Annotated in this window: 19 protein-coding genes; 11 read left to right on the plus strand and 8 right to left on the minus strand. The window is 48.9% G+C overall.

All coding sequences use genetic code 11. The features are described 5' to 3' along the window. Positions 1-41: 41 nt before the first annotated feature. Positions 42-1,757, minus strand: a complete 1,716-nt coding sequence (locus ACYVF1_RS13670) for an alpha/beta hydrolase (protein ID WP_461079588.1) — start codon at positions 1,755-1,757, stop codon at positions 42-44. 273 nt (positions 1,758-2,030) lie between these two features. Between ACYVF1_RS13670 and ACYVF1_RS13675 the strand changes: the two genes are divergently transcribed. From ACYVF1_RS13675 to ACYVF1_RS13710, 8 genes are all read left to right on the plus strand, one after another. Next, positions 2,031-3,599, plus strand: a complete 1,569-nt coding sequence (locus ACYVF1_RS13675; RefSeq protein WP_461079590.1) for a response regulator — start codon at positions 2,031-2,033, stop codon at positions 3,597-3,599. A 100-nt stretch (positions 3,600-3,699) separates the two neighbouring features. Next, on the plus strand, positions 3,700-7,311 hold the full coding sequence (locus tag ACYVF1_RS13680) for a response regulator (RefSeq protein ID WP_461079592.1): 3,612 nt from the start codon (positions 3,700-3,702) through the stop codon (positions 7,309-7,311). A 69-nt stretch (positions 7,312-7,380) separates the two neighbouring features. Further along, positions 7,381-7,746, plus strand: a complete 366-nt coding sequence (locus ACYVF1_RS13685; RefSeq protein ID WP_461079594.1) for a response regulator — start codon at positions 7,381-7,383, stop codon at positions 7,744-7,746. Between the two features lie 9 nt (positions 7,747-7,755). Then, positions 7,756-8,565 carry a CheR family methyltransferase gene (locus ACYVF1_RS13690; protein WP_461079596.1) on the plus strand — a complete coding sequence of 270 codons (810 nt, stop codon included), beginning with the start codon at positions 7,756-7,758 and terminating at the stop codon, positions 8,563-8,565. Then, positions 8,547-9,128, plus strand: coding sequence for a chemotaxis protein CheB (locus ACYVF1_RS13695; protein WP_461079598.1), 582 nt, complete (start codon positions 8,547-8,549; stop codon positions 9,126-9,128). The genes ACYVF1_RS13690 and ACYVF1_RS13695 overlap by 19 nt, the downstream gene beginning before the upstream one ends. A 118-nt stretch (positions 9,129-9,246) precedes the next feature. Continuing rightward, positions 9,247-9,717, plus strand: coding sequence for a RidA family protein (locus ACYVF1_RS13700; RefSeq protein WP_461079600.1), 471 nt, complete (start codon positions 9,247-9,249; stop codon positions 9,715-9,717). A 3-nt stretch (positions 9,718-9,720) separates the two neighbouring features. After that, positions 9,721-10,836 (plus strand): D-TA family PLP-dependent enzyme, encoded by a 1,116-nt coding sequence (locus ACYVF1_RS13705; RefSeq protein ID WP_461079602.1) that lies wholly within the window; start codon positions 9,721-9,723, stop codon positions 10,834-10,836. 4 nt (positions 10,837-10,840) lie between these two features. After that, on the plus strand, positions 10,841-12,499 hold the full coding sequence (locus ACYVF1_RS13710) for a sulfatase family protein (protein WP_461079604.1): 1,659 nt from the start codon (positions 10,841-10,843) through the stop codon (positions 12,497-12,499). Between the two features lie 54 nt (positions 12,500-12,553). Here ACYVF1_RS13710 and ACYVF1_RS13715 read toward each other — a convergent pair whose 3' ends face one another. Beyond that, complete coding sequence (locus tag ACYVF1_RS13715) at positions 12,554-13,555, minus strand: 3-hydroxyacyl-CoA dehydrogenase family protein (RefSeq protein ID WP_461079605.1); 1,002 nt, start codon at positions 13,553-13,555, stop codon at positions 12,554-12,556. Between the two features lie 96 nt (positions 13,556-13,651). Here ACYVF1_RS13715 and ACYVF1_RS13720 point away from each other — a divergent pair, with 96 nt between their 5' ends. Further along, complete coding sequence (locus tag ACYVF1_RS13720) at positions 13,652-13,921, plus strand: hypothetical protein (protein ID WP_461079606.1); 270 nt, start codon at positions 13,652-13,654, stop codon at positions 13,919-13,921. Positions 13,922-13,926: 5 nt separating this feature from the next. On the opposite strand, the gene ACYVF1_RS13725 is transcribed toward ACYVF1_RS13720, so the two are convergent. After that, positions 13,927-14,667, minus strand: coding sequence for an EcsC family protein (locus ACYVF1_RS13725; protein WP_461079607.1), 741 nt, complete (start codon positions 14,665-14,667; stop codon positions 13,927-13,929). A gap of 109 nt (positions 14,668-14,776) precedes the next feature. On the opposite strand from ACYVF1_RS13725, the gene ACYVF1_RS13730 reads away from it, so the two are divergent. Next, positions 14,777-15,496, plus strand: coding sequence for a murein L,D-transpeptidase catalytic domain family protein (locus ACYVF1_RS13730; protein ID WP_461079609.1), 720 nt, complete (start codon positions 14,777-14,779; stop codon positions 15,494-15,496). Here the strand turns inward: ACYVF1_RS13730 and ACYVF1_RS13735 are convergent. The 3 genes from ACYVF1_RS13735 to ACYVF1_RS13745 all read right to left on the minus strand — a co-directional run bounded on the left by ACYVF1_RS13735 (position 15,466) and on the right by ACYVF1_RS13745 (position 19,588). Next, positions 15,466-16,710 carry a L,D-transpeptidase family protein gene (locus tag ACYVF1_RS13735; protein WP_461079611.1) on the minus strand — a complete coding sequence of 415 codons (1,245 nt, stop codon included), beginning with the start codon at positions 16,708-16,710 and terminating at the stop codon, positions 15,466-15,468. The two genes, ACYVF1_RS13730 and ACYVF1_RS13735, sit on opposite strands and share 31 nt — an antisense overlap. Positions 16,711-16,847: 137 nt before the next feature. Further along, a complete protein-coding gene (locus tag ACYVF1_RS13740) occupies positions 16,848-17,090 on the minus strand; it encodes a hypothetical protein (protein ID WP_461079613.1) in 243 nt (80 codons plus the stop codon). A 98-nt stretch (positions 17,091-17,188) separates the two neighbouring features. Next, positions 17,189-19,588 (minus strand): T9SS type B sorting domain-containing protein, encoded by a 2,400-nt coding sequence (locus ACYVF1_RS13745; protein WP_461079615.1) that lies wholly within the window; start codon positions 19,586-19,588, stop codon positions 17,189-17,191. A 596-nt stretch (positions 19,589-20,184) separates the two neighbouring features. Between ACYVF1_RS13745 and ACYVF1_RS13750 the strand changes: the two genes are divergently transcribed. Beyond that, entirely contained in the window at positions 20,185-21,942 is a 1,758-nt protein-coding gene (locus ACYVF1_RS13750; protein ID WP_461079617.1) for a tail fiber domain-containing protein, read from the plus strand. An 83-nt stretch (positions 21,943-22,025) separates the two neighbouring features. Here the strand turns inward: ACYVF1_RS13750 and ACYVF1_RS13755 are convergent, their stop codons facing one another. After that, complete coding sequence (locus tag ACYVF1_RS13755) at positions 22,026-23,306, minus strand: RNA polymerase sigma factor (RefSeq protein WP_461079619.1); 1,281 nt, start codon at positions 23,304-23,306, stop codon at positions 22,026-22,028. Positions 23,307-23,386: 80 nt separating this feature from the next. Continuing rightward, a complete protein-coding gene (locus ACYVF1_RS13760; protein WP_461079621.1) occupies positions 23,387-23,728 on the minus strand; it encodes a YciI family protein in 342 nt (113 codons plus the stop codon). Positions 23,729-23,923: the final 195 nt, after the last annotated feature.

Consider the following 23,923-nt stretch of genomic DNA (forward strand, 5'->3'; position numbering starts at 1 on the left):
GATCTTATCACACACCAACCCTATAACTTTACCACTCGCCACTAATACCGCCAGCTTTTCAAATCGGCATCGGCGGGGTGGTTGGCTTCAATACGTTTCAGGATTTTATCGATGTACATGGTGTTATAACGTAGCCGACTGATATAGTTGGGCTGCGTTGGATCGCCGTTCCAGCAGTGTTCGGCGCGATCGCCGTAAGCTACTTCGCTATTGGCCGCAGGGCTTTTCACGCTTTTCAGGAAATCCTCCATCAGGTAGACTGCGTTGTTGAGGTAATAATTGTCCATATCACCGCAGTAAATGTGAATCTTACCCGTCAGTTTTGGGCCCAGCGTTTTCCAATCGCGACGTAGTATATGCATCAGGTCAAAGTGTTCACGCCAGTATGTGGCCACGGTTGGGTCGATTTCGCCAGTCAGTTTGTTCCAGATACGTTTCGGATAACCATCGGAGCCCACTGGCGAATAAACAGCTTCCCAGATATCAAACTGATCCCCCGAGCGTGAGTGCGTGCCTAGAACCAACTCGCGATGGTTCGTTTCTTCCGTGGTACATTTCAATTGACCCAAATAATTTCGCTGCGCAGGGCGGGGAGTGCGTCTGAATGGGCCTTCGCTGTAGTACGCGTTTTTATCTTTATACAGGTTAAAATTGGTGTAGGCGTCAAACGTAATAGGATCGGGACAGGCCGCGAAACAACCGTTAAATTTGTCAGGATAAAGCGTTTGCACGGCTAAGGCTTCCCAGCCACCCGTTGAGCCGCCATACGTAAACCGAGCCCAACCCTGGCCAATTCCCCGGAAACGTTTCTCGATTTCGGGCAGCAGTTCATACATGATTGCATCGCCATACGGCCCCAGATTTTCGGAATTAACAGCGTAAGAATCATCGTAGTAGGGATTGGCATGCTGAATTTCGATGATCATCATTCGGGGGAAATCCTTACTCGTCCATTTCTTATAAAAATCATACGCTTCCTGAGCTTCGATTTTTTTATACCCATGAATATGAAACCGTTCGACATAATCCGTAGTGTCCATATTGGCCGGTTGTGGTGTTTCGCTGAACCCACCGAAATCATCGGGAAAATGGCCATGATAAATGCAGAGTGGGTAACGTGCTTCGGGGTGCTCATCAAAACCAGCCGGTAGCAGTACGTGAGCGCCCAGGTACATCGGACGCCCCCAGAACTCCGTCAGGCGTTTGCTCTGTATTTTAATATGTTTGATAAATTTCGTGTCCTTTGGCTCGGCTATTGGCGGATTCACCTGATCCATCACCAGCGCTACAGGCTGCTTATTACCAGCTTTCAGGCTGATTTTTTGTGGCTTACTAAATAGATTTCCTGGAGCCGTACGCCAGTTTTGCCCTTCTCCCCGATCCATCGGCAATTTCACTACGTGACCATCTTTCCGGTTAAAAGTTTCGTATTTGTGTAACACAGCCTGAACGTAGTAATCGCCCGCAGGCAGCTCCTTCAAACTCTTTTTTGGGTAACCAAACACACTCGCATCTACTACAGCAGCCTGTCCCGGTTTTAATCCGTTTACGTCTATCCCAAAAATCTGTGCTGTCTCCACCGCATCGCTCACTTGCTGGCGAGGTTCGGATTTGTTGCCTTTAGCCAAAATAAGTAACAAGCGTCCGTCGAGCGGTTTGGCAGACTGACTCGCCGGGAACGTAACCGAGAAGCTGGGCGTCTGTGCGAACGTAACACGCGTAATCAGAATCAGGCAAAGAAGTAGCAGGTATTTCATGAATAGTTCAGGTTGATTTTCAGCAGGTAAGATAATAAATGGTTGTTTACAGTACCAATTCATTCAACATACTGGTACGTAGTAAATCGGTGGTCATAAGCGTCATCGTTACGTACCGTATAATTCAGTTTTTTGGAAGCGTTTGAAAATGCATTTTATATTCACAGCAATTTCTCAGGGTACATTAAATAGGATATCCACTATAGATTCCGACTTCTGATCAAATTTTCGGACATTTGACAGCTCCCTCAGCGTTTTAGCCATTACGTATACATGATTTTAATTGTTGATGATAGGCCAGAGAATATTCTTCCGTTAAAAAAGCTTCTCGAACTACATCGCTTCTCGGTCGATACAGCAGAATCAGGTGAAGAAGCGCTTCGGAAAATTCTTAATACATCTTATTCGGTTATTATTCTGGACGTTCAGATGCCGGATATGGACGGCTTTGAAGTAGCCAATGCCATTGCTGGTTTCAGCAAAGCCCGCTACACGTCTATTATTTTCCTGTCGGCAGTCAATACCGAAAAAAAATTCATTACGAAAGGTTACACGGCTGGTGGCGTCGATTATCTGACCAAGCCCGTCGATCTCGATATTCTGGTACTGAAGATTAAAACGCTTCAAAAACTTTACGAACAACAGCAGGAACTACGTAGCACGCAGGAATCGCTACGTAAGGAAGTAGAGGTTCGCACGCAGGCGCAGGAGGCTCTTACCCAACAAATGCAGGCGTTGCAGGCCGTTCTGTCGTCGCTGCCGCAGATGGCGTTTACCGTTACGTCCGACGGACAGCTCGAATACGTGAACGAACACTGGTACCGCTATTCTACCAACGCCAAAAAGCTACCCGAATGCCACCCCGATGATGATATTTGTGATGACTGGGAATCAGCATTTGCTCAGGGAGTTGAGTTTACCCGCGAAATGCGTTTGAAAGACTTGACTTCGAATGCGTTTCGGTATCATCTGTTACGTATCGTCCCCATTAGACAACAGGACGTAGTGATACGTTGGATTGGTTCGTTCACTGACATTCATCCACAGAAACAGGCCGCCGAACTCCTGGAGCAACAGGTTGAATCACGTACGAACGAACTGTTGCTCAAAAACACCGAACTGGAGCGGACAAATCATGAACTACAGCAGTTCAGTTGGGTAGTATCGCACGATTTGAAAGAACCGCTTCGGAAAATTCAGTTACTGAATGACACCATTAAGGAAAAATTTCTGAAAGAAAACGAAGACGCCGTTTCGTACCTCGATCGGTCCATTCGGGCGTCGGCGCGGATGGCCACGCTCATCAGCGATTTGCTGACGTACTCCCGTTTATCGAATCCAGAAACGTATCAGTCTACCGATCTTAATGCTCTGCTGAACGAGTTACTGCTGGATTTCGACGAAACCATTAGCCGAACCAGTGCCCAGATCATTATCGATAAGATGCCAATTATCGAAACGATGCCCGGTCGGATACGGCAGGTTTTTCAGAATCTTATCAGTAACGCACTCAAATTTGTAAAGCCCAACGTAGCGCCCATCATTCACATTCAGGCCGAGCGTATTGCTACGTTAGCGTTTGATGGTGAACCTGATGACAATGGCTCGTACTGCCGGATTGTGGTACAGGATAATGGCATCGGGTTCGACGAAAAGTTTCTGGATCGCATTTTCGTTATTTTTCAACGGCTACATACCCGCACCAATTACGAAGGTACGGGCATCGGCCTGGCCATTGCCAAAAAGAATATCGAAAAGCACCACGGTCTTATCACAGCCCATAGTCGTGAGGGCGAGGGTGCTCGCTTTACGATCATTTTACCTATCAAGCAAGCGCAATAAGTATATGTATGATGTATAATATATGATGTCTTTTGCTCTGTTCATCAAAATATACTTCATACATTCTACATCATATATATAAAGAAATTCCAGTCCTGCTATGCCCCCATCCGCAACGTCAAATTCCGTTATTCGGCAGCTTCAGATTGTCTTTTCAATCTCAACCTTGCTGCTGCTGATTAGCCTGACAGCCTCATTTTACAGTATTCAGAAATTAATCAGCAACTCGCGGCTGGTCAATCATACGAATGAAGTGCTCATTGAGGCCGAGAACGTCATTTCGATCATGAAAGATGCCGAAACGGGTCAGCGCGGTTATCTGGTGACGCTCGATCCCATTTTTTTGCAACCTTATAATGGTAGCCGGGAGAGAATTAATACCAGTTATAAACATCTCGTCGAACTGACTGCCGACAATCCTGTTCAGGAGGAGAATCTTACCCGAATCAAATCGCTTTCCGAAGCCAAATTTGCTCAAATGGAGCGCGTCATTAGGCTGACCCGACGGAACCGGGCATTTCTTCGCGACACCGTGTCACGTAATGACGAGATGGTGAAGGGGAAACTGGTTATGGACGATCTGAGGACATACGTCAATCGGATCAAAACGTCGGAAGAGGAACTGCTTAAGAATCGGATTGAACAGCAGGAAGTATACATCACTTATACGCCTTTTCTGCTGGTTATTGCTGCAATTGTTTCCATGCTGATTACGGGCTTTACCTACGTACGTATCAAAAACGATATGGATGACCGGATTGCCCGCCAGGAGGCCGATGAAGCCAGATACATTGAAACGGCTATTCGGATTTCGGTGATGGAAGATATTACGCAACAGATTGCCGATGGTGATTACACTGTACGGAGTGAGGATACCCGCGACGACGACCTCGGACGTATCGCCAATGCCCTCAACCAGATGACGACTTCGCTGGAAGAAACATTCAACGATTTAAATGCAAAAAACTGGTTGCAAACGGGTCGAGTATCGTTGAGCGATGCTATTCGGGGAGAGCGCGACATCAAAAAACTGGCGAATCAACTACTCACTTCGTTTGCCGATTACCTGAAGGCGCCCCTCGGAACTCTTTATCTGAATGACGGCGAGATCGGCTTCCGACTAGCTAGCTCATTCGCTGCGACGCAGGCTCCCGAGACGTTTAGCCTTGGTCGGGGCTTGCTTGGTAAGGCCATCGAACGTAAAAAAACGATGGTGATTCAAGACCTTCCTGAAGATTATGCCCGAATTTCGTCTTCACTGGGCGATACGTTACCCCGAGCCATTATTCTGGCTCCGCTGATGTATGGCAATACGTGTCTGGGAGCGCTGGAATTAGGTTTGCTACGTACTCCCGGACCCCATGAACTTGAATTCGTAGAGACCAATCTGGAATCGGCGGCTATTGCTATCAATGCCGCGCAGGATTACGTGAAGCTGCAAAATTTCCTGGAAGAAACGCAGGCGCAGTCGGAAGAGCTACAAGCCCAGCACAACGAACTGGAAACCCTGAACGCCGAGTTGGAAATGCAGGCCCAGCGACTCCAGACTTCGGAAGAAGAGCTACGCGTGCAACAGGAAGAATTGCAGCAAACCAACACCGAACTGGAGGAACGAGGGCTATTGCTGGAGGAAAAAAACGAGGAAATTCAGAAAAAAGCCGACGAGTTGGAATTGGCAACTCGCTATAAATCAGAATTTCTGGCCAACATGAGCCACGAACTCCGAACACCGCTCAACTCCATTCTACTGCTCAGCCGACTTCTTTCTGAAAATACCGAAGAAAACCTATCCGACGATCAGATTGAGTATGCAAAAGTGATTCAGTCATCGGGGAATGGGCTGCTTGGATTAATCGACGAAATTCTGGATTTATCGAAGATCGAAGCCGGGCAGATGAAACTGGATTATCAGCCCGTATCCATTCGCGACATCACCGATGAACTTCAGGCGTTATTTACGCTTCTGGCGAAAGAAAAAGGACTTGATTTTGCGATTTCAGTTGAGCCAGACGTACCGGCGTCCATTGAAACCGATAAAATACGGTTGGGTCAAATTCTGAAAAATCTGCTGTCGAATGCCTTGAAATTCACCGCCAACGGAAGCGTTACGTTGTCGATTAAACGTAGCGAAAACCGTGTCGGCGAACCGACTCTCCTGTTTTCCGTTGCCGATACTGGCATAGGTATACCGCCTGAAAAACAGCCGATTATCTTCGAAGCTTTCCAACAGGCCGATGGTTCCACCAAACGAAAATACGGTGGTACGGGTCTTGGGTTGTCCATCAGCCGCGAACTGGCTAAACTGTTGGGGGGCGAAATCACACTGGTCAGCCAGGTCAACGAAGGCAGTACGTTCACGGTGCAGGTGCCCATTTCGGCTGCCTACGTAGCATCGGAACCGGCGCCAATGCCCAAACCTGTCAGCATTCCGCCAGTTCAACCTCCGACCTCCATAAAAGAGCCAGATAAATACGTCAGCACGAACATTCCAGAAGCCATCCCCGACGACCGAAAAGACATTGCAGCGGGCGATAAAGTCATTCTGATTGTTGAAGATGACACCAATTTTGCCAAGTCGCTGCTCGAATACACCCGTAAAAAGGGGTATAAGGGCGTGGTGGCGGTACGTGGTGATGAAGGTCTGCGACTGGCTGCGGCCCTTAAACCCATTGGTATTCTGCTCGATATTCAGTTGCCGGTGATGAGTGGCTGGGAAGTGATGGACGCCCTGAAAGCCGACCCGAAAACGCGCCCAATTCCGGTACACATTATGTCGTCGCACAAAATGAAAAACGAAAGTCTGCTGAAAGGGGCTATCGATTTTGTGGACAAACCCGTAGCGTTTGAGCAAATGCAGACCGTTTTCAAACGATTGGAATACGTACTGAATCGCGACCCCAAGAAAGTCCTGATTATTGAAGACAATCCCAAGCATGCCAAAGCGCTGGCCTATTTTCTGGAGTCGTTCAACATTACGTCGGAGCTAAAAAACAACGTAACGGAAGGCATCGACGCCCTGAAACGTAAAGAAGTCGACTGCGTGATTCTGGACATGGGCATTCCCGACAGCCGCGCCTACGAAACGTTGGAAGCCGTCAAGAAGAATCCGGGCCTTGAAAACTTGCCAATTATCATTTTCACGGGCAAGAGTCTGTCAATGGCCGAGGAACTGAAAATCAAGAAATACGCCGATTCCATTATTATTAAAACGGCTCACTCCTACCAGCGGATGCTGGATGAAGTATCGCTGTTTCTGCACCTGGTTGAAGAAAACAAACAGGCGGACAGCAAGAAAAGCTCATCCCGAAAACTAGGCGCGTTGAATCAGGTGCTTACGAACAAAACGGTGCTGGTTGCCGACGATGACGTACGTAACATTTTCTCGCTGTCGAAAGCACTTGAGCAATACAATATGACCGTCGTGGCAGCCCTGAACGGCCAGGAAGCGCTGGAGAAATTGAGCGAAAACCCCGGCGTCGATATTGTGCTGCTGGATATGATGATGCCCCAGCTGGATGGCTACGAAACCGCTCGTAAAATTCGGGAGCATTACCAGTGGAAAAACCTGCCGGTAATTGCCGTTACCGCCAAAGCCATGACCGGCGACCGCGAGAAGTGCATTCAGGCCGGGGCATCCGATTACATCACCAAACCCGTTGATATTGACCAACTTGTGTCGCTGCTACGTGTCTGGTTGTATGAACGAAATTAGTAGCAGTTAGTACATGTGCTGACCAATCCTAACCCAGCGCGGGCATCACAAACAGAACTATTTCCCACTATGTCAAAAAAGCGAGTCCTGATTATTGACGATGACCCCCGCAATATTTTTGCGCTTACCGCTACGTTAAAGGCAAAAGGCTTCGACTGCGTATCGAAACAGCGTGCTCAAGATGCGCTGACACTGTTGGCTACCGACGAACGTATCGACGCGGTTCTCATCGATATGATGATGCCCGAAATGGATGGATATGAAGCCATTCCCCGCATTAAAAACCTGCCTGATCGGGAAGACACGCCTATTTTTTCGGTGACGGCGCAGGCTATGGTAGGCGACCGCGAAAAATGCCTGCGGGCGGGCGCTACCGAGTATATTTCAAAACCGATTGATGTAGACAGGTTGTTATACCTGCTGTCAACGATTTAAGTGCCGTTTATGATTGAGGAACCCGAAATCGACATACTCCTGAACGACCTGCTGGAAGTGCATGGGTACGATTTTACCCATTATGCCCGCGCGTCATTAAAACGTCGTATCAATCGGCTGATGGTGCTGGACAAATTTCCAAGTTTTGCCGAACTACGGTATCGGGTAAAATCTGATGCTACGTACATCAAGCGGTTCGTTGAGGAACTGACGGTGAACGTAACAGAGATGTTTCGTGACCCACTGTTTTACAAAACGTTACGTGAGGACGTACTACCAACACTGGCCGCCAAGCCATTTATCCGAATCTGGCACGCGGGCTGTTCTACGGGCGAAGAAGTCTTTTCGATGGCCATCTTACTTCAGGAAACTAACCTGTTTCATAAATCGCTTTTGTATGCCACCGATTTGAATCCCGACGTACTGGAAAAGGCGCGCAAAGGCATTTTCAGTCTGGCTCCGATGAAGCAGTATTCCGAAAATTACTTGCTGTCGGGCGGTAAAAATGATTTTTCAAGTTATTATACAGCGCAGTACGGCTATGTCAAATTCAAGGAAGAGCTCGTGAAGAAAATGGTTTTTTCAACGCACAATCTGGTATCCGACCGTTCCTTCAACGAATTCGACCTGATTCTTTGCCGGAACGTGCTGATTTACTTCGATAAAGCCTTGCAGGAGCGCGTACTGAATCTGTTCGACGATAGCCTGGGGTCACTTGCTTACCTGGCTCTGGGCGCCAAAGAAACGCTTAAATTCTCTACGTTACAATCCCGTTACAAACAGTTATCCCGCGAAAAAATATGGCGAAAAATCGGGTAATCGATTCTTGTCAGATGCTGCTGATTGGCGGGTCAACGGGTAGTATCGAAGTCCTGATTCAACTGCTGCCTGCTCTGAAAGCTCCATTGTCCTTTGCACTCGTGCTGGTCGTTCATCGAAAAAACACAGCCGACTCGACACTGGTCAATTTACTTTCGCTCAAAACAGCGATTCCCCTTCAGGAGGTCGATGACAAAGACCCGATTCTGCCCGGTACGATTTATCTTGCTCCCGCTGATTATCACTTGTTAATTGAAAAAGACATGACATTTTCGCTGGACGATTCGGAGAAAATCAATTACAGCCGCCCTTCCATCGACGTAACATTTGAGTCAGCCGCCGACGTTTTCGGCCCCTCGCTAATTGGCATTTTGTTATCTGGTGCTAACACCGATGGAACAGCGGGTTTAAACGCCATCAAAAAAGCGGGAGGTGTTACGGTGGTTCAGAAACCCGAAACGGCTCAGGTCGCCTTCATGCCTCAACAGGCCATTGAAGGCGCGCCTATCGATTGGGTGCTGGACGTCAGGGAAATGGAAAAGTTTATGAACGATAAGCTATGAGTTTGCCGGCGCACTCAGTTGAAGCTAGCGTTAGCAAACACATCTCCCATCGTTCACTCTTATCACTATTTTTTCGTAAATCGCAGGCCAAACAAGCCGCTTATTCTATTATAGTCTTATGTCAGTTGTTTCGCCAGAAGCCTCCTTTGCCCAAACGGGCCTATCATTGCCGCCAGCCCCGACACCGCTGGGCGTTTATAAACCGTTTTTGATTGATGGAAAGTATCTGTACGTATCGGGTCATGGCCCAGTGCAGGACGACAAAAGTCTGATTATCGGACGTATCGGTGCCGATATGGATATCGAAGCCGGCAAACTGGCCGCTCGTCAGGTTGGCCTGACGATTCTGTCGACCATTAAAACAAATCTGGGTAGTCTTGACCGAGTCAAACGGGTTATTAAAGTTCTAGGAATGGTCAATTGTACACCCGATTTCGAACGTCACCCCTACATTATCAATGGTTGCAGCGAGTTGTTTGCAACTGTTTGGGGCGAAGAAAACGGCATTGGCGTTCGGTCGGCGGTAGGAATGGGTTCGCTGCCCGATAATATTCCGGTTGAAGTGGAAGCCTTATTTGAACTGGCCTGACCTATGGAACAATCCGCCTGGTACCAGATTGACAACCTTACGCACCTCGATACGCCCGCGCTGGTGGTATATCCCGACCGTGTGAAGGCAAATATCGCGGCCCTTCTCCGAGCAATTGGGGACGTGAACCGGCTACGCCCGCACGTGAAAACCAACAAATCGCGGGAGGCCAGTCAACTGCTGCTGGATGCCGGAATTCGCAAGTTCAAATGCGCAACTATTGCTGAAGCTGAAATGCTGGCGATGATTGGCGCGCCCGACGTATTGCTGGCCTATCAGCCCAACGGCACCAAAATGCATCGGCTGCTGGAGCTTATCACTACGTATCCAGCCACGCAGTTTTCCTGTCTGGTCGATAACGTAGCAACGGCCCGTCAATTGTCGGAACTGGCGGTAACGACTAACGTAGTGATTCCGGTTTTCATCGACCTCAATGTGGGTATGAACCGAACGGGAATTGTACCCGGTGAGGCTGTATTATCACTTTACGCCCAGCTCGACCAGCTACCGGGTATCCGTCCGATGGGTCTGCACGCTTACGATGGGCATATCCGCAATCCTGATCTTGCCCAGCGAACGAAAGAATGCGATGCTGCTTTCTGGCCCGTACAACTCCTGAGCGAAACCATTACGTCGCGGGGATTTGCTAAGCCAATTCTCGTGATGGGCGGCAGTCCTACGTTCCCCATTCATGCGCGTCATCCGGGGGCCGAATGTAGCCCTGGTACGTTCATTTATTGGGATAAAGGGTATAAAAACGGCCTTCCAGAGCAAAATTTCGAACCCGCAGCGCTGGTTGTAACGCGGGTCATTTCATTGCCAACTTCCACGCGTATCTGTGTTGATCTGGGGCATAAGTCGGTGGCGGCCGAGAATGAGTTGAGTGAACGTGTTACGTTCCTGAATGCGCCAGACCTCAAAGCCGTCGGCCAAAGTGAAGAGCATCTGGTGCTGGAAGCTGGTGAAGGGCATACGTATCAGGTTGGGGATGTATTGTACGGACTACCGATCCATATCTGCCCAACCGTAGCTCTCTACGAACGGGCTTATACCATTGAGCATGGCAACGTAACGGGTGAGTGGCAAACCATCGCCCGTGACCGGGTTATTTCGGTGTAAACCTATGTACAAACTGATCGTTTCGGGCCTTCTGCTGGCTATTTCGGCTACATCGTTTATCAGCCGAAAACTCGTTCAACCAGCGCAGCAACCGCTTCAGCCCAATATTCTCTGGATTACCTGCGAGGACATGTCGCCCCGGTTGTCTTGTTTTGGGGATAAGGAGCTGAAAACGCCGAATCTCGATCAGTTGGCAGCCGAAGGCGTTCGCTATACGCGCGTGTACGCAACAGCAGGTGTATGCGCTCCTGCCCGCTCCTCTATCATTACGGGCATGTATCCGACGTCTATCGGCACCCAGCACATGCGAACCGTTCAGCTTACGCCCGAAGCTAGCCAATCCCTGAAAATGAAAGGTTATTCGGCCGTTATTCCGGAAGCGGTACGTTGTTTTCCCGAATACCTCCGAAAAGTGGGCTATTACTGCACTAACAACGATAAGCAGGATTACCAGTTTATTCCGCCCGTGACGGTCTGGGACGAAAGCAGCAAAAAAGCACACTGGCGAAACCGTCAGGTCGGAAAGCCGTTTTTCTCCGTTTTCAATTTGATGATTACGCACGAATCACAGCTTTGGTCACGGGAGAACGAGCCGTTGCTGGTACGGCCCGAAGACGTAACGGTTCCGACGTATTACCCTGATACTAAAACGGTTCGGCACGACATCGCCCGGCACCTGTCGAATGTGATTCGAATGGATTCTATTGCTGGTACGCTTATCAGGCAGTTAAAAGAAGACGGGCTTTATGACAACACCATCATCTTTTTCTTCTCCGATCACGGCGACGGACTGCCCTTCGTTAAGCGGGAATTGTATGATCGCGGGTTACGCGTGCCGATGATCGTGCGTATTCCCGAAAAATTTAAGATAAATGGCAGCAAGCCTAAAGGTAGCACTGACAATCAGATCATTAGTTTTGTGGATTTAGCCCCCACGATGCTATCGCTGGCTAACATTCCATTGCCAGAATACTTACAAGGACAGGCGTTTCTGGGTGAAAAACGGGCTTCCGCACCTCGTAAATACATTTTTGCCGGTCGCGACCGGATGGACTTACCGGTAGACCGCGTCCGGACGGTTGGTGATGGCCGGTATAAGTACTACCGAAATTTTATGCCTGAAAAATCGTATTATCAGGACATTACGTATCGGTTGAGCATTCCAATGATGAGCGAAATGCTTCAGCTACGTAACGAAGGAAAACTAAATGCTACACAGATGATCTGGTTTCGGCCCACAAAGCCAAGAGAAGAACTGTGCGATACCCAAACCGACCCCAACGAGTTTACAAATCTGGTTAACAAACCTGCCTATAAAGCCAAACTAGCCGAACTACGGGGACAAATGGATGCCTGGCTTAAACGGGTCGGCGACAAAAGCGCTCTGCCCGAACCGGCCATGATTAAACAGATGTGGAACGGCGGAGATGAGCCTCCCAGAACTGCCGATCCAACGCTCATTACGTCGGGCCAAGCGGTTAGCATTCAATGCGCTACGTCCGGCGCTTCCATCGGCTACATACTGAAAAGCGGGAGTAATCAGTCGAATACCTGGCAAGTGTATGGTGGCGGTAAGCTAAACATGCAACCCGGCGATTCGCTACGTGTGGTAGCGCAACGTATCGGTTATCTGCCTAGCAAGGAAGTGAAAATGAAACTGTAGTGAACGAATGGTTTCTTTGCTAATACGTTCTGAAACCCCGGTTATTACGCTGCATCAACGTTCGGGTGCTACGTCTTTCTGATGCCTTTCTTTTAATTTTCGCTGGACAACATCCGCTGGATATTTCAGGGCCAGCTTACGAATTTCGTAAGTAAACTCGGTAAAGGTTTCTTCCCAAAGCTTTGCTTCTTCGGGCGTGTATTCATGAAAACCCTTCGCATTGGCGATGCCTTTACCCCCTTCTCTAACAATCCGGTCAATGAGTTCGGGCACCTCCGTGCTGTTATTGAGCGTCGGAAGTAAGTCTTTCATCACGGTATGGTAAGCCGGTACACCCGTCAGGTCCATCCAGCGAAACACCCCGACTAGTGTCATGTAATACCCTGCGTTGTTCCGACACGAACGATCAACATCCTCGACCGTAGCGTATCCCCCTTCGACCAGGCTCATAGCTTCCCGATACATGGCGTACATCAGTCGGTTGGTGATAAATCCGGCGATGTCTTTACGTACGAGAATTGGCTCTTTGCCCCACAGTGCCGACAGTTCATACAGATATTCGCCACGTTTTACATCGCTTTTATCGCCACAAATAATTTCGAGGAAACGAGTCGTGTGTGCCGGTTCGGTCCAGTGCAGCCCGAAAAACCGCTCAGGACGCTGAATGAGTTTCTGCAACGTACTGATCGGAATTGCCGACGTATTGCTGGTTATCAGCGCTTCCGCCGACACTTCAGCTTCAATCTTATTGAGTACAGTATCTTTTATCCCGATATTTTCGATGGTACACTCAATCACCAGCTGACAGGAACGTAGCGCTACGTAGTCTTCGGTGATGGTGAGGTTCTGCGTGTAAAATTCGGGTTGTTGGTCAATGAGTCCGTTTTCCAGCGAATGAGCCAGGTGTTCGTCGATACGTTGCCGGGCGTTCAATAAATCATCCGGAATGGGCGCAATGGCCACAACCGGATGCCCCGAAATGAGCAGACACGTAGCAATGCTACAGCCCATCAATCCCAAACCGACTACGCCTATTACAATTTCCTGTGAGTTCATAAATGCTGTTTCGAATACGCTTTTTGATAACTTCCGTTTTTACGCTGAACTACGTAGCCAATGACGATACGCTTTTCTGAACAAGAGCTGGAAACGATGAGAAATTACTTTAAAAAAATTGCTTCCGGGGAAACCCAAAAGCAATTAGATAGCCTGCAGCTTGATTCACCCGAATGGAACACCGTATTTCTTTTGCTTCGAAAATTGCTTGCGTATGGCATTTATAATAACGTGGAGACGCTTCAGGGCACAAGCTACGTAGTGCTACAGTCCAGAACCCAGAAGTCCAAAGACATGCTGGTGAATGTTCACGGATACTTAAGTGAATTTGAACATTTACTGGCTGTGTACGTAGCGCGAAATTAGTTTGTTTACTCCGTCAGAAGCGCTTTTCTCTCAGCGATCAACCGCATCCGGTAAGCATTCATGGCCGTGCGTCCCAGTTGGTTAACCAGCCGATAATTGACAACAATACCAACGGCGGCACCAATACCGGGAATGAGCTGAGCCATTTTCGCCAGGTCGATATAATCGCGGTATTCCTGCTGAAACGTAAGCCAGTCGAACTGATTGATATCTTCAGGAAGTTGTTGGCTATGTTCGGGCCAGTTGGCAATATATTGATACACCGTTTGCCGGCGCTCCTGACTCGAAAAAGCCAGTTGAAACACGTAAAGAATATACACCCGTTCGCGGTAATCGTCGACCGAGTAGCCGTAGAGACTGGCAATCTCGAAAAGCATTTTCATCTTTAGCGTGAGCAGAATCGGGAAGTCGGCCAGACTGAGCCAGAAACCACCTGCCCCCGTTACGCCCCCCTCAGCCGCGCTGGTTTTTTTATAGAATTCGATACGTCGGGCCACGGCGGACTCGCGCTCGATAAACGTCATGGATTCGGCAGGTGGCCGGGTCAAAAATTTCGCACCAAATAGTACGGCTCGGGTCATCTGTTTGATGGTTGCCGTAATGACATCATGTACGCGTTTGGGAATGATGCGGTTAATGCGCCGTTGCAGCGACGATGAAAGCCGCCCGAAGCCAGAGGGGGGCTTTTGCATGGCCTGTTGCCAGCGAATTAATTCGGTCTGAACGGACCTTTCGTATGCACTCATAGTAGCGAATGTCGGGAAAAAGTGATACCTTCAACGAATTAAAACGTCTACAATACTGTTTTACTTATATATCCATCCTAACAAAGCCTTACCGTAGCTTTTTGTCAGTATGAAGAACATTCTTTTTCTTCTGGTGGCCCTTACCATAGTATATTTTGCCACCACCGGATCCAAAAGTACACGCACCGTAGCTAAAGCTGTTCCTGCTTCCTCTCTCAAAAAAAATGTGTCAGCAGGTCATCTCGCCGTATACGACCAGCTGAATCTGGAACACTCTGGTTTACACAGGGATGTGTTCGAGTATGCTTTACGTGGGTGGCAAAAAATGGACACCAGCAAAGCGATGCTGACCATTGTAGACCTCAGCCAGCCCTCGAACCACAAACGTTTGTATGTGGTTGATCTGTTCAATAAAAAACTACTTTTTAATACGTACGTATCGCACGGGCGCAACTCCGGCGACCTGGTTCCGACGCAGTTTTCTAATACTCAATCGTCGTTCCAGAGCAGTTTAGGATTTTATCAGACGCTCAATACGTACATGGGCCGTCATGGCTTGTCGCTGCAACTCAAAGGTCTGGAAAAAGGCTTTAACGACAACGTGTATAACCGCAACATCGTGTTGCACGGCGCCGATTACGTCTGCGAGGATTTTATTCGCAAAACGGGTCGATTGGGTCGTAGCCAGGGTTGTCCAGCCGTTCCTTATGCCGACTCGAAGGCTATTATTCAGGCCGTTAAAGGTGGCTCCTGCCTGTTTGTTTATTCGCCAAATACCAACTACCTGAAAGAGTCGGCCTATTTGGCTTCTCCATATACGTCTTTGTAAAACCGGAGCTTTCCAGCCGCGTCGACATCGGCAACGTTGTATGTGATAAACACGGGGAAAGGCTTCGAAATTGGCAGATTGCGTGGTTTCTGGTCAATCAGGCACTTGTTCATAAAATCAGCATCAAAGGTCTCAGCACCCAGCACCAGGTTGGCTAATTCAACCGGCTTCTGCACGCGCACACAACCATGACTCCGCCAGCGGTCTTTAGTAAGCGTGAACAGGTCGCGGCTGTTGGTATCGTGGAGGTAAATAGCCAGCGGGTTTACCAGTTCAAACTTCAATAAACCCAGCGAGTTCTCGCAGCCCGACGCCTGCCGGATCCGGTACGGGAAATTCGTTTCCGAAACCTCGTTCCAGTCCACTTTTTCAGGGTCGACTTCGACGCCTTTTTCGTTCAGAACCTGAAAGTTTTGGTTGTATAAGTAAGCCAAATCGCGTCTGATATGAGGTAGGATTTCCTCCAGGGCAATATTCTGCGGTACGTTCCAGTACGGGTAGGCTACAATCGCGCGAATGTACGTAGTCATACAAGGCGTTTTCCGATCAGGTTTGCCCGTTATCACCTGCATCGGTAACAACCGTTTACCATTCCGATCAAATACGTTCAACTCACCCGCCGGAATGTTTACCATCACAAACTTGTCGGGATCAAAGCGATTAACGTAACGGTAGAAATTAAGTGTCTGCCGAATCAGCCGTAATGTATCCGTTATCGAAGGATTGCTGCGTCCTTTTTTTCGAAGCCGATTATAATGCCCAACCAGTTGCGTATATGGCCGGAACGTATTGAGACCTCTCACCGGCTGGGTCGAACGTAGCGTTTTTACCTTATCAGCCCAAGTCGAATCTACGGCTTCCTGCAAACCGCTGAATTCCAGGCTTGAAGGTTTCTTGCCGTAGCGCACTTCCAGCAGCAATTGCCGCATGGTTTCCTCGGTTTCCAGCGCCCCTCGTTTTGCAGCCCCAACGTAGCGGCTGGTATCAATTCCAACCGAGTCGGCATACAGACAGACCTGATGAAAAAGCATTCGGGTTTGTCTGGCCTCGGCTTCTGCCTGTTTCTGTTTTTCCTTGCGTACCTGCTCAAGTCGGGCAGTTTCCCTGGTGGCTTCTCGCTTTTGAATCAGCCATTTTCCTAAAAAGATTATGACAACCAGACCCACCACTATAGCGGCCCCAATCGCAATCTTTCGCTTATCAATATTGTCCATTAGTTGATGTCGTGAATGTCTTTGTTGTATCCGTATAACGTATCAAACCGATAATTGGTTACTGGATTACCGACGTAGCAACCAGCTTAAAGGCTACAAAAAAGGGTAACCCGTTGTGAGTCACCCTGATTAGCTACTTAGCTGTATGACGGTTTATCAATATCTGGTTTATCTGGATTACGATTCGGATGTGTCATTCGCACGTTTGCTCCGGGCTCTTCGCCATCCATATATTCATCCTCCAGGGCGTCGGGCGCCAATTCCTCGGGATCAATCTCGCTGCCAACGCCACTGGTTCCATCGACCGATTGATCGGCCAGTCCTGCTGGCGAAATAGCCTGTTTGGCTCTGATGATGTCTTCTCTATCCTGATTTTCCATAACGTTATTGCGCTGTTTTTATACCAAGTCTAACCAGCCAACGAACGTAATGTTTGATACAAAATCAGTTCATTGAGGCAAAGTAGCGATGTATTTTTTCAACGAATAACCGTTACCTGCCCCCGGTACGTAGTGAAAAGCGGCTCAGCATTGGTACGTATCTGATACGTATAGACACCCGTCGGTACGTACTCCTGATGATACGTACCATCCCAGGCCTTGCTATAACCTTTTGAGTAGAAAATCAGCTCGCCCCAGCGGTCATACACAAACACTTCACACTGCGGAAATGACGTAGCGTTGGGAATAATCCAATCGTCGTTCTGGCCATCGCCATTGGGCGAAAAGGCTGACGGAATATACAGAGGCTCAATCACTTCGACCTGCACCGCCAGTGTAGCTGAGCAACCTATTGCGGTAATCGCCGTGACCCGATACGGAGTAGTCACCTCCGGACTGGCAACCGGGCTTGCTACGTTGGCCTGATTTAATGATGTGGGCGGATTCCAGACGTAGCGATTGACGGGTTCATTAACCTGCGTAACGAGCTGAACGCTACGACCTTTCACAATTCGATACGTCTCCTGCCCCGTCAGATTTAGTCCGGACGATACCTCTACCTGCCTGCTTTTTTCGGCCCGACACCCTTCATCGGAGGTAAAGGTGTACGTAATGGTTTGAAAACCCGGCCCGGCCTGACTTGGATCAAAACTGTCGCCAAAAACACCGGGACCCGTATAAACGCCACCCGCCGGCTGGCCACGTAATGTAACCGTTCGAAAGTAACCAAAGCAAAAGGAAGGAATCGAATCCAGTTGCGCGGTAGGTTGTGCATACTGCGTTAATGTCAGCGACTCAGAGCCGGCTGTACAACCCGTTGGCGCTGTCACAACCAATTGATAAACACCCGCCTGACGAGCCACAAAGCGCCCGGTCTGATTGGTTTGCCGAGTATTATTATACTGCCAGGCGAAACTATTTCCGGGCGAATCAGCCGCTGTAATCATTACCGAATCGGTTAGGCAGAACGCCACTACGGGCGCACTAATTTTTGCAACTGGGCGGGGATTGATCGTTATAGTCAACGTATCCTGACCTTCGCAAACGGCCTGTGTCGGTTTGGCAAATACCTCGTACTTGCCTGATTGATAAACCCGAAGCCGCGACTGCTGCTCGCCGGTCAGGTCTTTTCCATCGCGTTGCCAGCGATACGTATAATTGGGCTGACCCTGGGCCTGAAGCGTCAACGTATCGCCGGTACAATACGGTTTGGCAGCCGTCAGGGATAGTTTAACTGCTGGAGCCGTGACGAATGTAATTTTTACCCCCTGCGACGTAGTATCGTTGGCGCAGGCGTTAGCGCGGCTTTTTACCACGGTATACACACCCGAATCCCGAACCCGTAACGTATCGGACGTAGCGCCACTGATGTTATCACCATCTTTCTGCCATTGATACGCCCAGGCCGCATTTTTCTCAGCCGACAAAATCAATGGCTGGGAACCACACCAGGCCATATCAACCGCTCTTTTACCATTGGCCGACACCACAGCGACCGGGGGCGTATTTTTGGAACAATCGACCACGGGCAACTGAAAATCACGACGTACCAGGCCGATACGTTCGCCATTCCGAAATTCCTCGACTTGTACAGTAAAGAGATACAAACCTGCCGTTGACGCCTTGACGGTCAGCAAACCAGTGTTGGGATTGACGCTCAGGGGTGGGTTACCCGGAATAACGTTTGCCAGGCCGTAACCCGTTGCCCAGCTAACCGTTGGATACGTGGTTCGGGTGGTTTCGGTGCCAAAAGGCGCATTTTTGTTCGTATAGCCATTGAGCGGAGTAACGAGTGAATAACGCAACTGATCGCCATCGGCATCAACCGCGCCGACATCGAACGTAAACGGTTTATTGATACAGATATAATCGCCGTTGGGCAGTCGGAAATCGGGCGACGAATTGATAAAATTTCCGCCATTTTTGACCATAGGCGGGAATTCCAGATAAAACGTCATGGCCACTCCATTCACTGCCGAAGCCCGAATATTGGTTAAGCCGTCATTCCGGCAGCACCGCTCCCAGACGATATAATACCCGCCCGGATCGGTATACTTACTAACGTCAAATTGATACGTGGCATAATAGCGGGCTTCGCTGAAACTCAGTTTACGCAGCGTGGCACAGGCAACGTTATCGAATGTAAGCGGTAATTTTTCCTGTAAATTAATATCGATGCGATCAATCAGCCGGGGGTTGTTTTTTCGATAAACCAGCAACGTAACAGTGGGGTCCTGGTTTCCGCTACCGACCTGAGTTTCATCCCAATATTGATTCAATTGTATCCTGAACAATCCTGGTGTAGTCCCTACCGCCCGCATACTGATGTCGCCCCCTATGATATGAATAGCCCGCAGGTCGGTTGATGCCAGTAAACCGATAGCCAGTATCAGGTATACCAGAAGTTTACCGGGCTTGTTAACACCAACCGCTTGCATACTATTAAGGACAGATTGACCAGATTATGACAGTAAGCGTTACAGAATCAGACTATGAATATACTCAGAATTATAGGATATATGGGCCGATTACAGCAAATGACTTAGTATTCGGCTACGTAGTAACCTATACGTATAGAGTATGCAAAGTGTTGCATTAAAAGGAGTTATAACGCAATAGGGTTATAGAGTTGTAAAGTTGGCCGCCAATGCAGCAAACCTCCACAATTCTATAACCCTACAACGTGATGACTCCTTTTTACTTAGAAAGCACCCCTCTGGCAATAAGGTATGGAATCAGAATCCACAACAAACCTTTGATCAGAAAAAACAGGAAGCCCACCCAGCCGACGCGCTTGAGCCAATATTTGAACCGCTCATTCATGCTGTAAAGATAACGATTTCTGACGCGGAACCTGTATCAGCAAGTGGTAAGCCCGTGCACAATAAACCGACGTATTCCGTGGTACGTACCCGGCCGCAACCATGCATCAGCGCCTGTTCATGTGAGTGCTTACTTTTACCGTTCACTAACACAAATGACTGATTAACAGAAGTTATCCATAAATTTTCGGCGACTTAAACCTTTTCCAGATATGATGCTACGTATCCTTTCGCTTATGCTACTGCTGAGCCTGTGTCTGGCTCCTTTTACTACGTTATTTGCGCAGATCGGTTTTAATTCGCCGACGGGTGTGAAACCGACCAACGATTTCGAGGTGTATAGCCGTGACGGTTTTTTTGTCCAGCGTAAATACCGCTACGTTACGACCGACCCGAATGCCAGTATCAATAATCTTAGCTGTGTTTCGCCCTCCGCGAACCTGACGGCTCTGGCCGGTACGTTGAAAGACCCCAATGGCGATGCCGACTACACACCCGGCGTGAGTTATTCATGCGTTCAGACAGTTTACCTGGGAAGTGTTGATTCACAGACAATGGCTGGCGGCAGCATTATTGGCATAGAAATCAGCGTCGAAGAATTTAATACTGAATACGACGATGTTTTGATCATTCAGGATTCGCAAAGTAACATAGTGGTGCCGGCCATGAACGATAATGGTTGGACCGGCTTAAAGTTCATCGTCACGGGAACGACAGCAAAATTCTCTTTCAAAACTGATAATGATGCAACCGTAGGTTCGGGTTTTCGTTTGAAGTGGCGGGCGCTCGTTCAGGTTGAGCCAGACCCGAATGCCCTCCCCGCGAACGCCTTTGGGAACGGCATGACGTTTGCTATGTATTCAGGCTCCCTCCGAACGGGTTATCTGGCGCGAACCCGTTTTGGTGAGGGCGCTTACTCCTTTGCCTCTGGCTTTTATAACGACGTTACGGGGAGCATCTCTGGGGCCATTGGAGCCCATAATGATGTAGACGGTGGGCAATCGGTCGCATTTGGTGGTAGCAATAAAATAGAAGGTACAGCCATTGGCTCGGCAACCATTGGTAGTAGTAACACGGCGGTTTCGCACTATAATCTCGCTTTGGGAGATGGCAATCGAGCAGCTGGCGATGCATCTCTGGCTTTGGGGCGATCAAATTCCACATCAGCATTTGCGGCCAGTTCCATTGGACTACAAAACCGGGCAATGGGAGAAGCGGCAGTGGCAATGGGCGAATCCAATTCCGCCCTCACGGAAAATAGCATCGCCATCGGGAGAGCCAATATTAGTCAGGGAATTAACGCTATATCTATTGGCGAATCCAGCTCCGCGCTTGGGCAACGGTCGGTAGCACTGGGTTATAAAGCCTCTACCAACAACTTTGCCGGTGCGTTCGTTTTGGGCGATAACAGCAGCACCACCATTACCAGTACAACCGCCAACCAGTTCACAGCCCGATTCACCGGCGGTTTCCGCATGGTTACAGCGGTGAACGGTTCCGGTGTCCCCACGGCGGGCGTCTCGCTGACAGCGGGCGGTACATCCTGGGGTACCATCTCCGACTCGACCCTAAAAGAATTGTTTTTACCCATCAACGGGCCTGATCTATTACGTAAAATAGGCGGCATGAAACTCACTACGTGGAACTACAAAGGTCAGCGGGGTATCCGGCATTACGGCCCAATGGCGCAGGAGTTTTTCAGTTTGTTTGGCCGCGATACGTATGGCGCTATCGGTTCTGACAAGCTAATTACCACGCAGGACATCGAAGGACTCACACTAACGGCGGTTCAGGAGCTGATACGTGAAAATGAGCGACTAAAAGCCGAAATAAGAGCGTTTAAGACTGAACGTATCGCCCAAACAAATCGAATCGTTCAATCCGAAAAACGCCTGGACGCGCTGGAATCGGTTTTGTTAGCCCAAAGACAACGTAGCGCCTATCGGGTTGTGCGATCGAATCACCGTTAGCGTAATGCTACGTTGTGCATGAACCCACCCTAAAAACATTCTTCGCCGGGGAGAGAGGTTTTAGGGTGGGGCTTTACCGACTCTTAATTAGATAGGTACGTATCGTTCTCTCCAGAGAGCCGGTTCAGTTTATGTTGCAATAGGTTTTTTTCGGCGGAGGACGTAGTAAGTTCTATAGCCCGCCTGTACTGTTTTTGAGCGGCTTCAGCCTGATGGTTCTGCTCGTATAAATCCCCCAGAATTGCGTGGTAATAATGCATAGTTTCCAGCCCAGACAACGCCAGAGCTTCGGTAAGTGCCTGCTGCGGGCCATGTACGTTTGCGACGACCACCGTTCGATTCAGAGCAACAACCGGTGTAGGTTTCTGTTTCAGTAACAAGTCATAATACTGGAGAATCGTCGGCCAGTCAGTGGCTTCATACGTAGGGGCAATGCAGTGCTGCATGGCAATACCTGCCTCAAAATGGTAGTCGCTGAAACGGTCTCCTTCGGCTGCCCGATTTAGGTAGAAATGTCCTTTCTGAATTAATTCCTGATTCCACCGGCTCCGATCCTGATCGGGAAGTAGTACTATAGCACCATCCTTATCCGTTCGGGCATCGAAACGCGCGGCCTGAAAACAGAACAATGCCAAAAGCGCATCCACAACGGGAAGCTTGGTACGTGGCGTTTGGGTTAATAACAGGCAAATCCGCATAGCTTCTTCGCATAAATCGCGTCGGATGAGTTGGTCAGATTGCGAGGAATTATAGCCTTCATTAAAAAGCAGATAGATGACTTTCAATACGTTATCCAGCCGACCAATAAGTTGGTTTCCGGTGGGGACTTCGAGTTGTATGGCTTCCTGCCTGATTTTTTCTTTCGCCCGATAAATCCGTTTGGCAATGGTTTCGTCGGTCGTCAGAAACGCGCTGGCAATTTCCCGAACGCTCAGGCCACACAGAATTTTAAGGCACATCGCCATCTGCGACTCAACGCCGATAGCCGGGTGACAGATGGCAAACAACATCCGTAACTGACTATCAGTGAGTTCATCGTCGAAAAAAACAGCTTGGTTCATGGCGTCTGCAGCTTCCTGCTGAATGAGGTAGTCAACGTCGGGAGTAATCTGCCGGAGTCGATTTTCGCGACGTACTACGTCCAGCGCCTTGTTTTTAGCGACCCGATACAACCACGCGCTGGGGTTATCGGGAATTCCCTGAAACGGCCAGCTACGTAGCGCCTGCATCATAGTATCCTGCACTACGTCCTCCGCCAGATCCACCCTATCGAAACCCAACATACACGTCAGCAATGACACGATACGTCCGGCTTCGTGGCGAAACAGATGATCGACCAACTGGCTTGAATTGGATGGTGGCATTAGGGCAAAAAATGGGGGTTACACACGACAAAACAGAACCGTGTCATCATTAGCAAAACAATGATGACACGGTTACCAACTTATTCAAAATTAATAATAGGCCGAACCTCAACTGTGCCGTCCATATCGAACAAAGGACATCCCTTCGCCAGTTCAACGGCTTCGTCCAGGCTGGCCGCCGTCAGAAGCATGTAGCCGCCAACAATCTCTTTGCCTTCGGTAAATGGCCCGTCGGTGATCAGTTGTCCTCCTTTCGTCATGACTTTACCGACGGGTGCCAGCGCATCGGTACCGAGCATTTTGCCCTGTGCCGCTAGCCCGCCAATCCAGTTGTTCCACTTCTGAATTTCAGCCTGAATTGCCTCTGGAGATTGTTCAACAAATGCGGTTTCCTGTGAATAAGGGGAGTAAAAAACGAGCATAAATTTGTCCATTGTACTTGATTATTTAGGGTGATTAATTGGTTTTCGTCACTAAGACGAATGCGCACGCCCAAATCGGACAGTGAGCCGAAAATTTTTTATAAATTTTTCAGGTAAGAAATGGGCTGGCTATACTGAGAAATTATAGAGTAAAAATATGTCTGCGTTCGCATTTTGTATTTGAATTGTACCATC

The organism is Spirosoma flavus, from assembly GCF_054778555.1.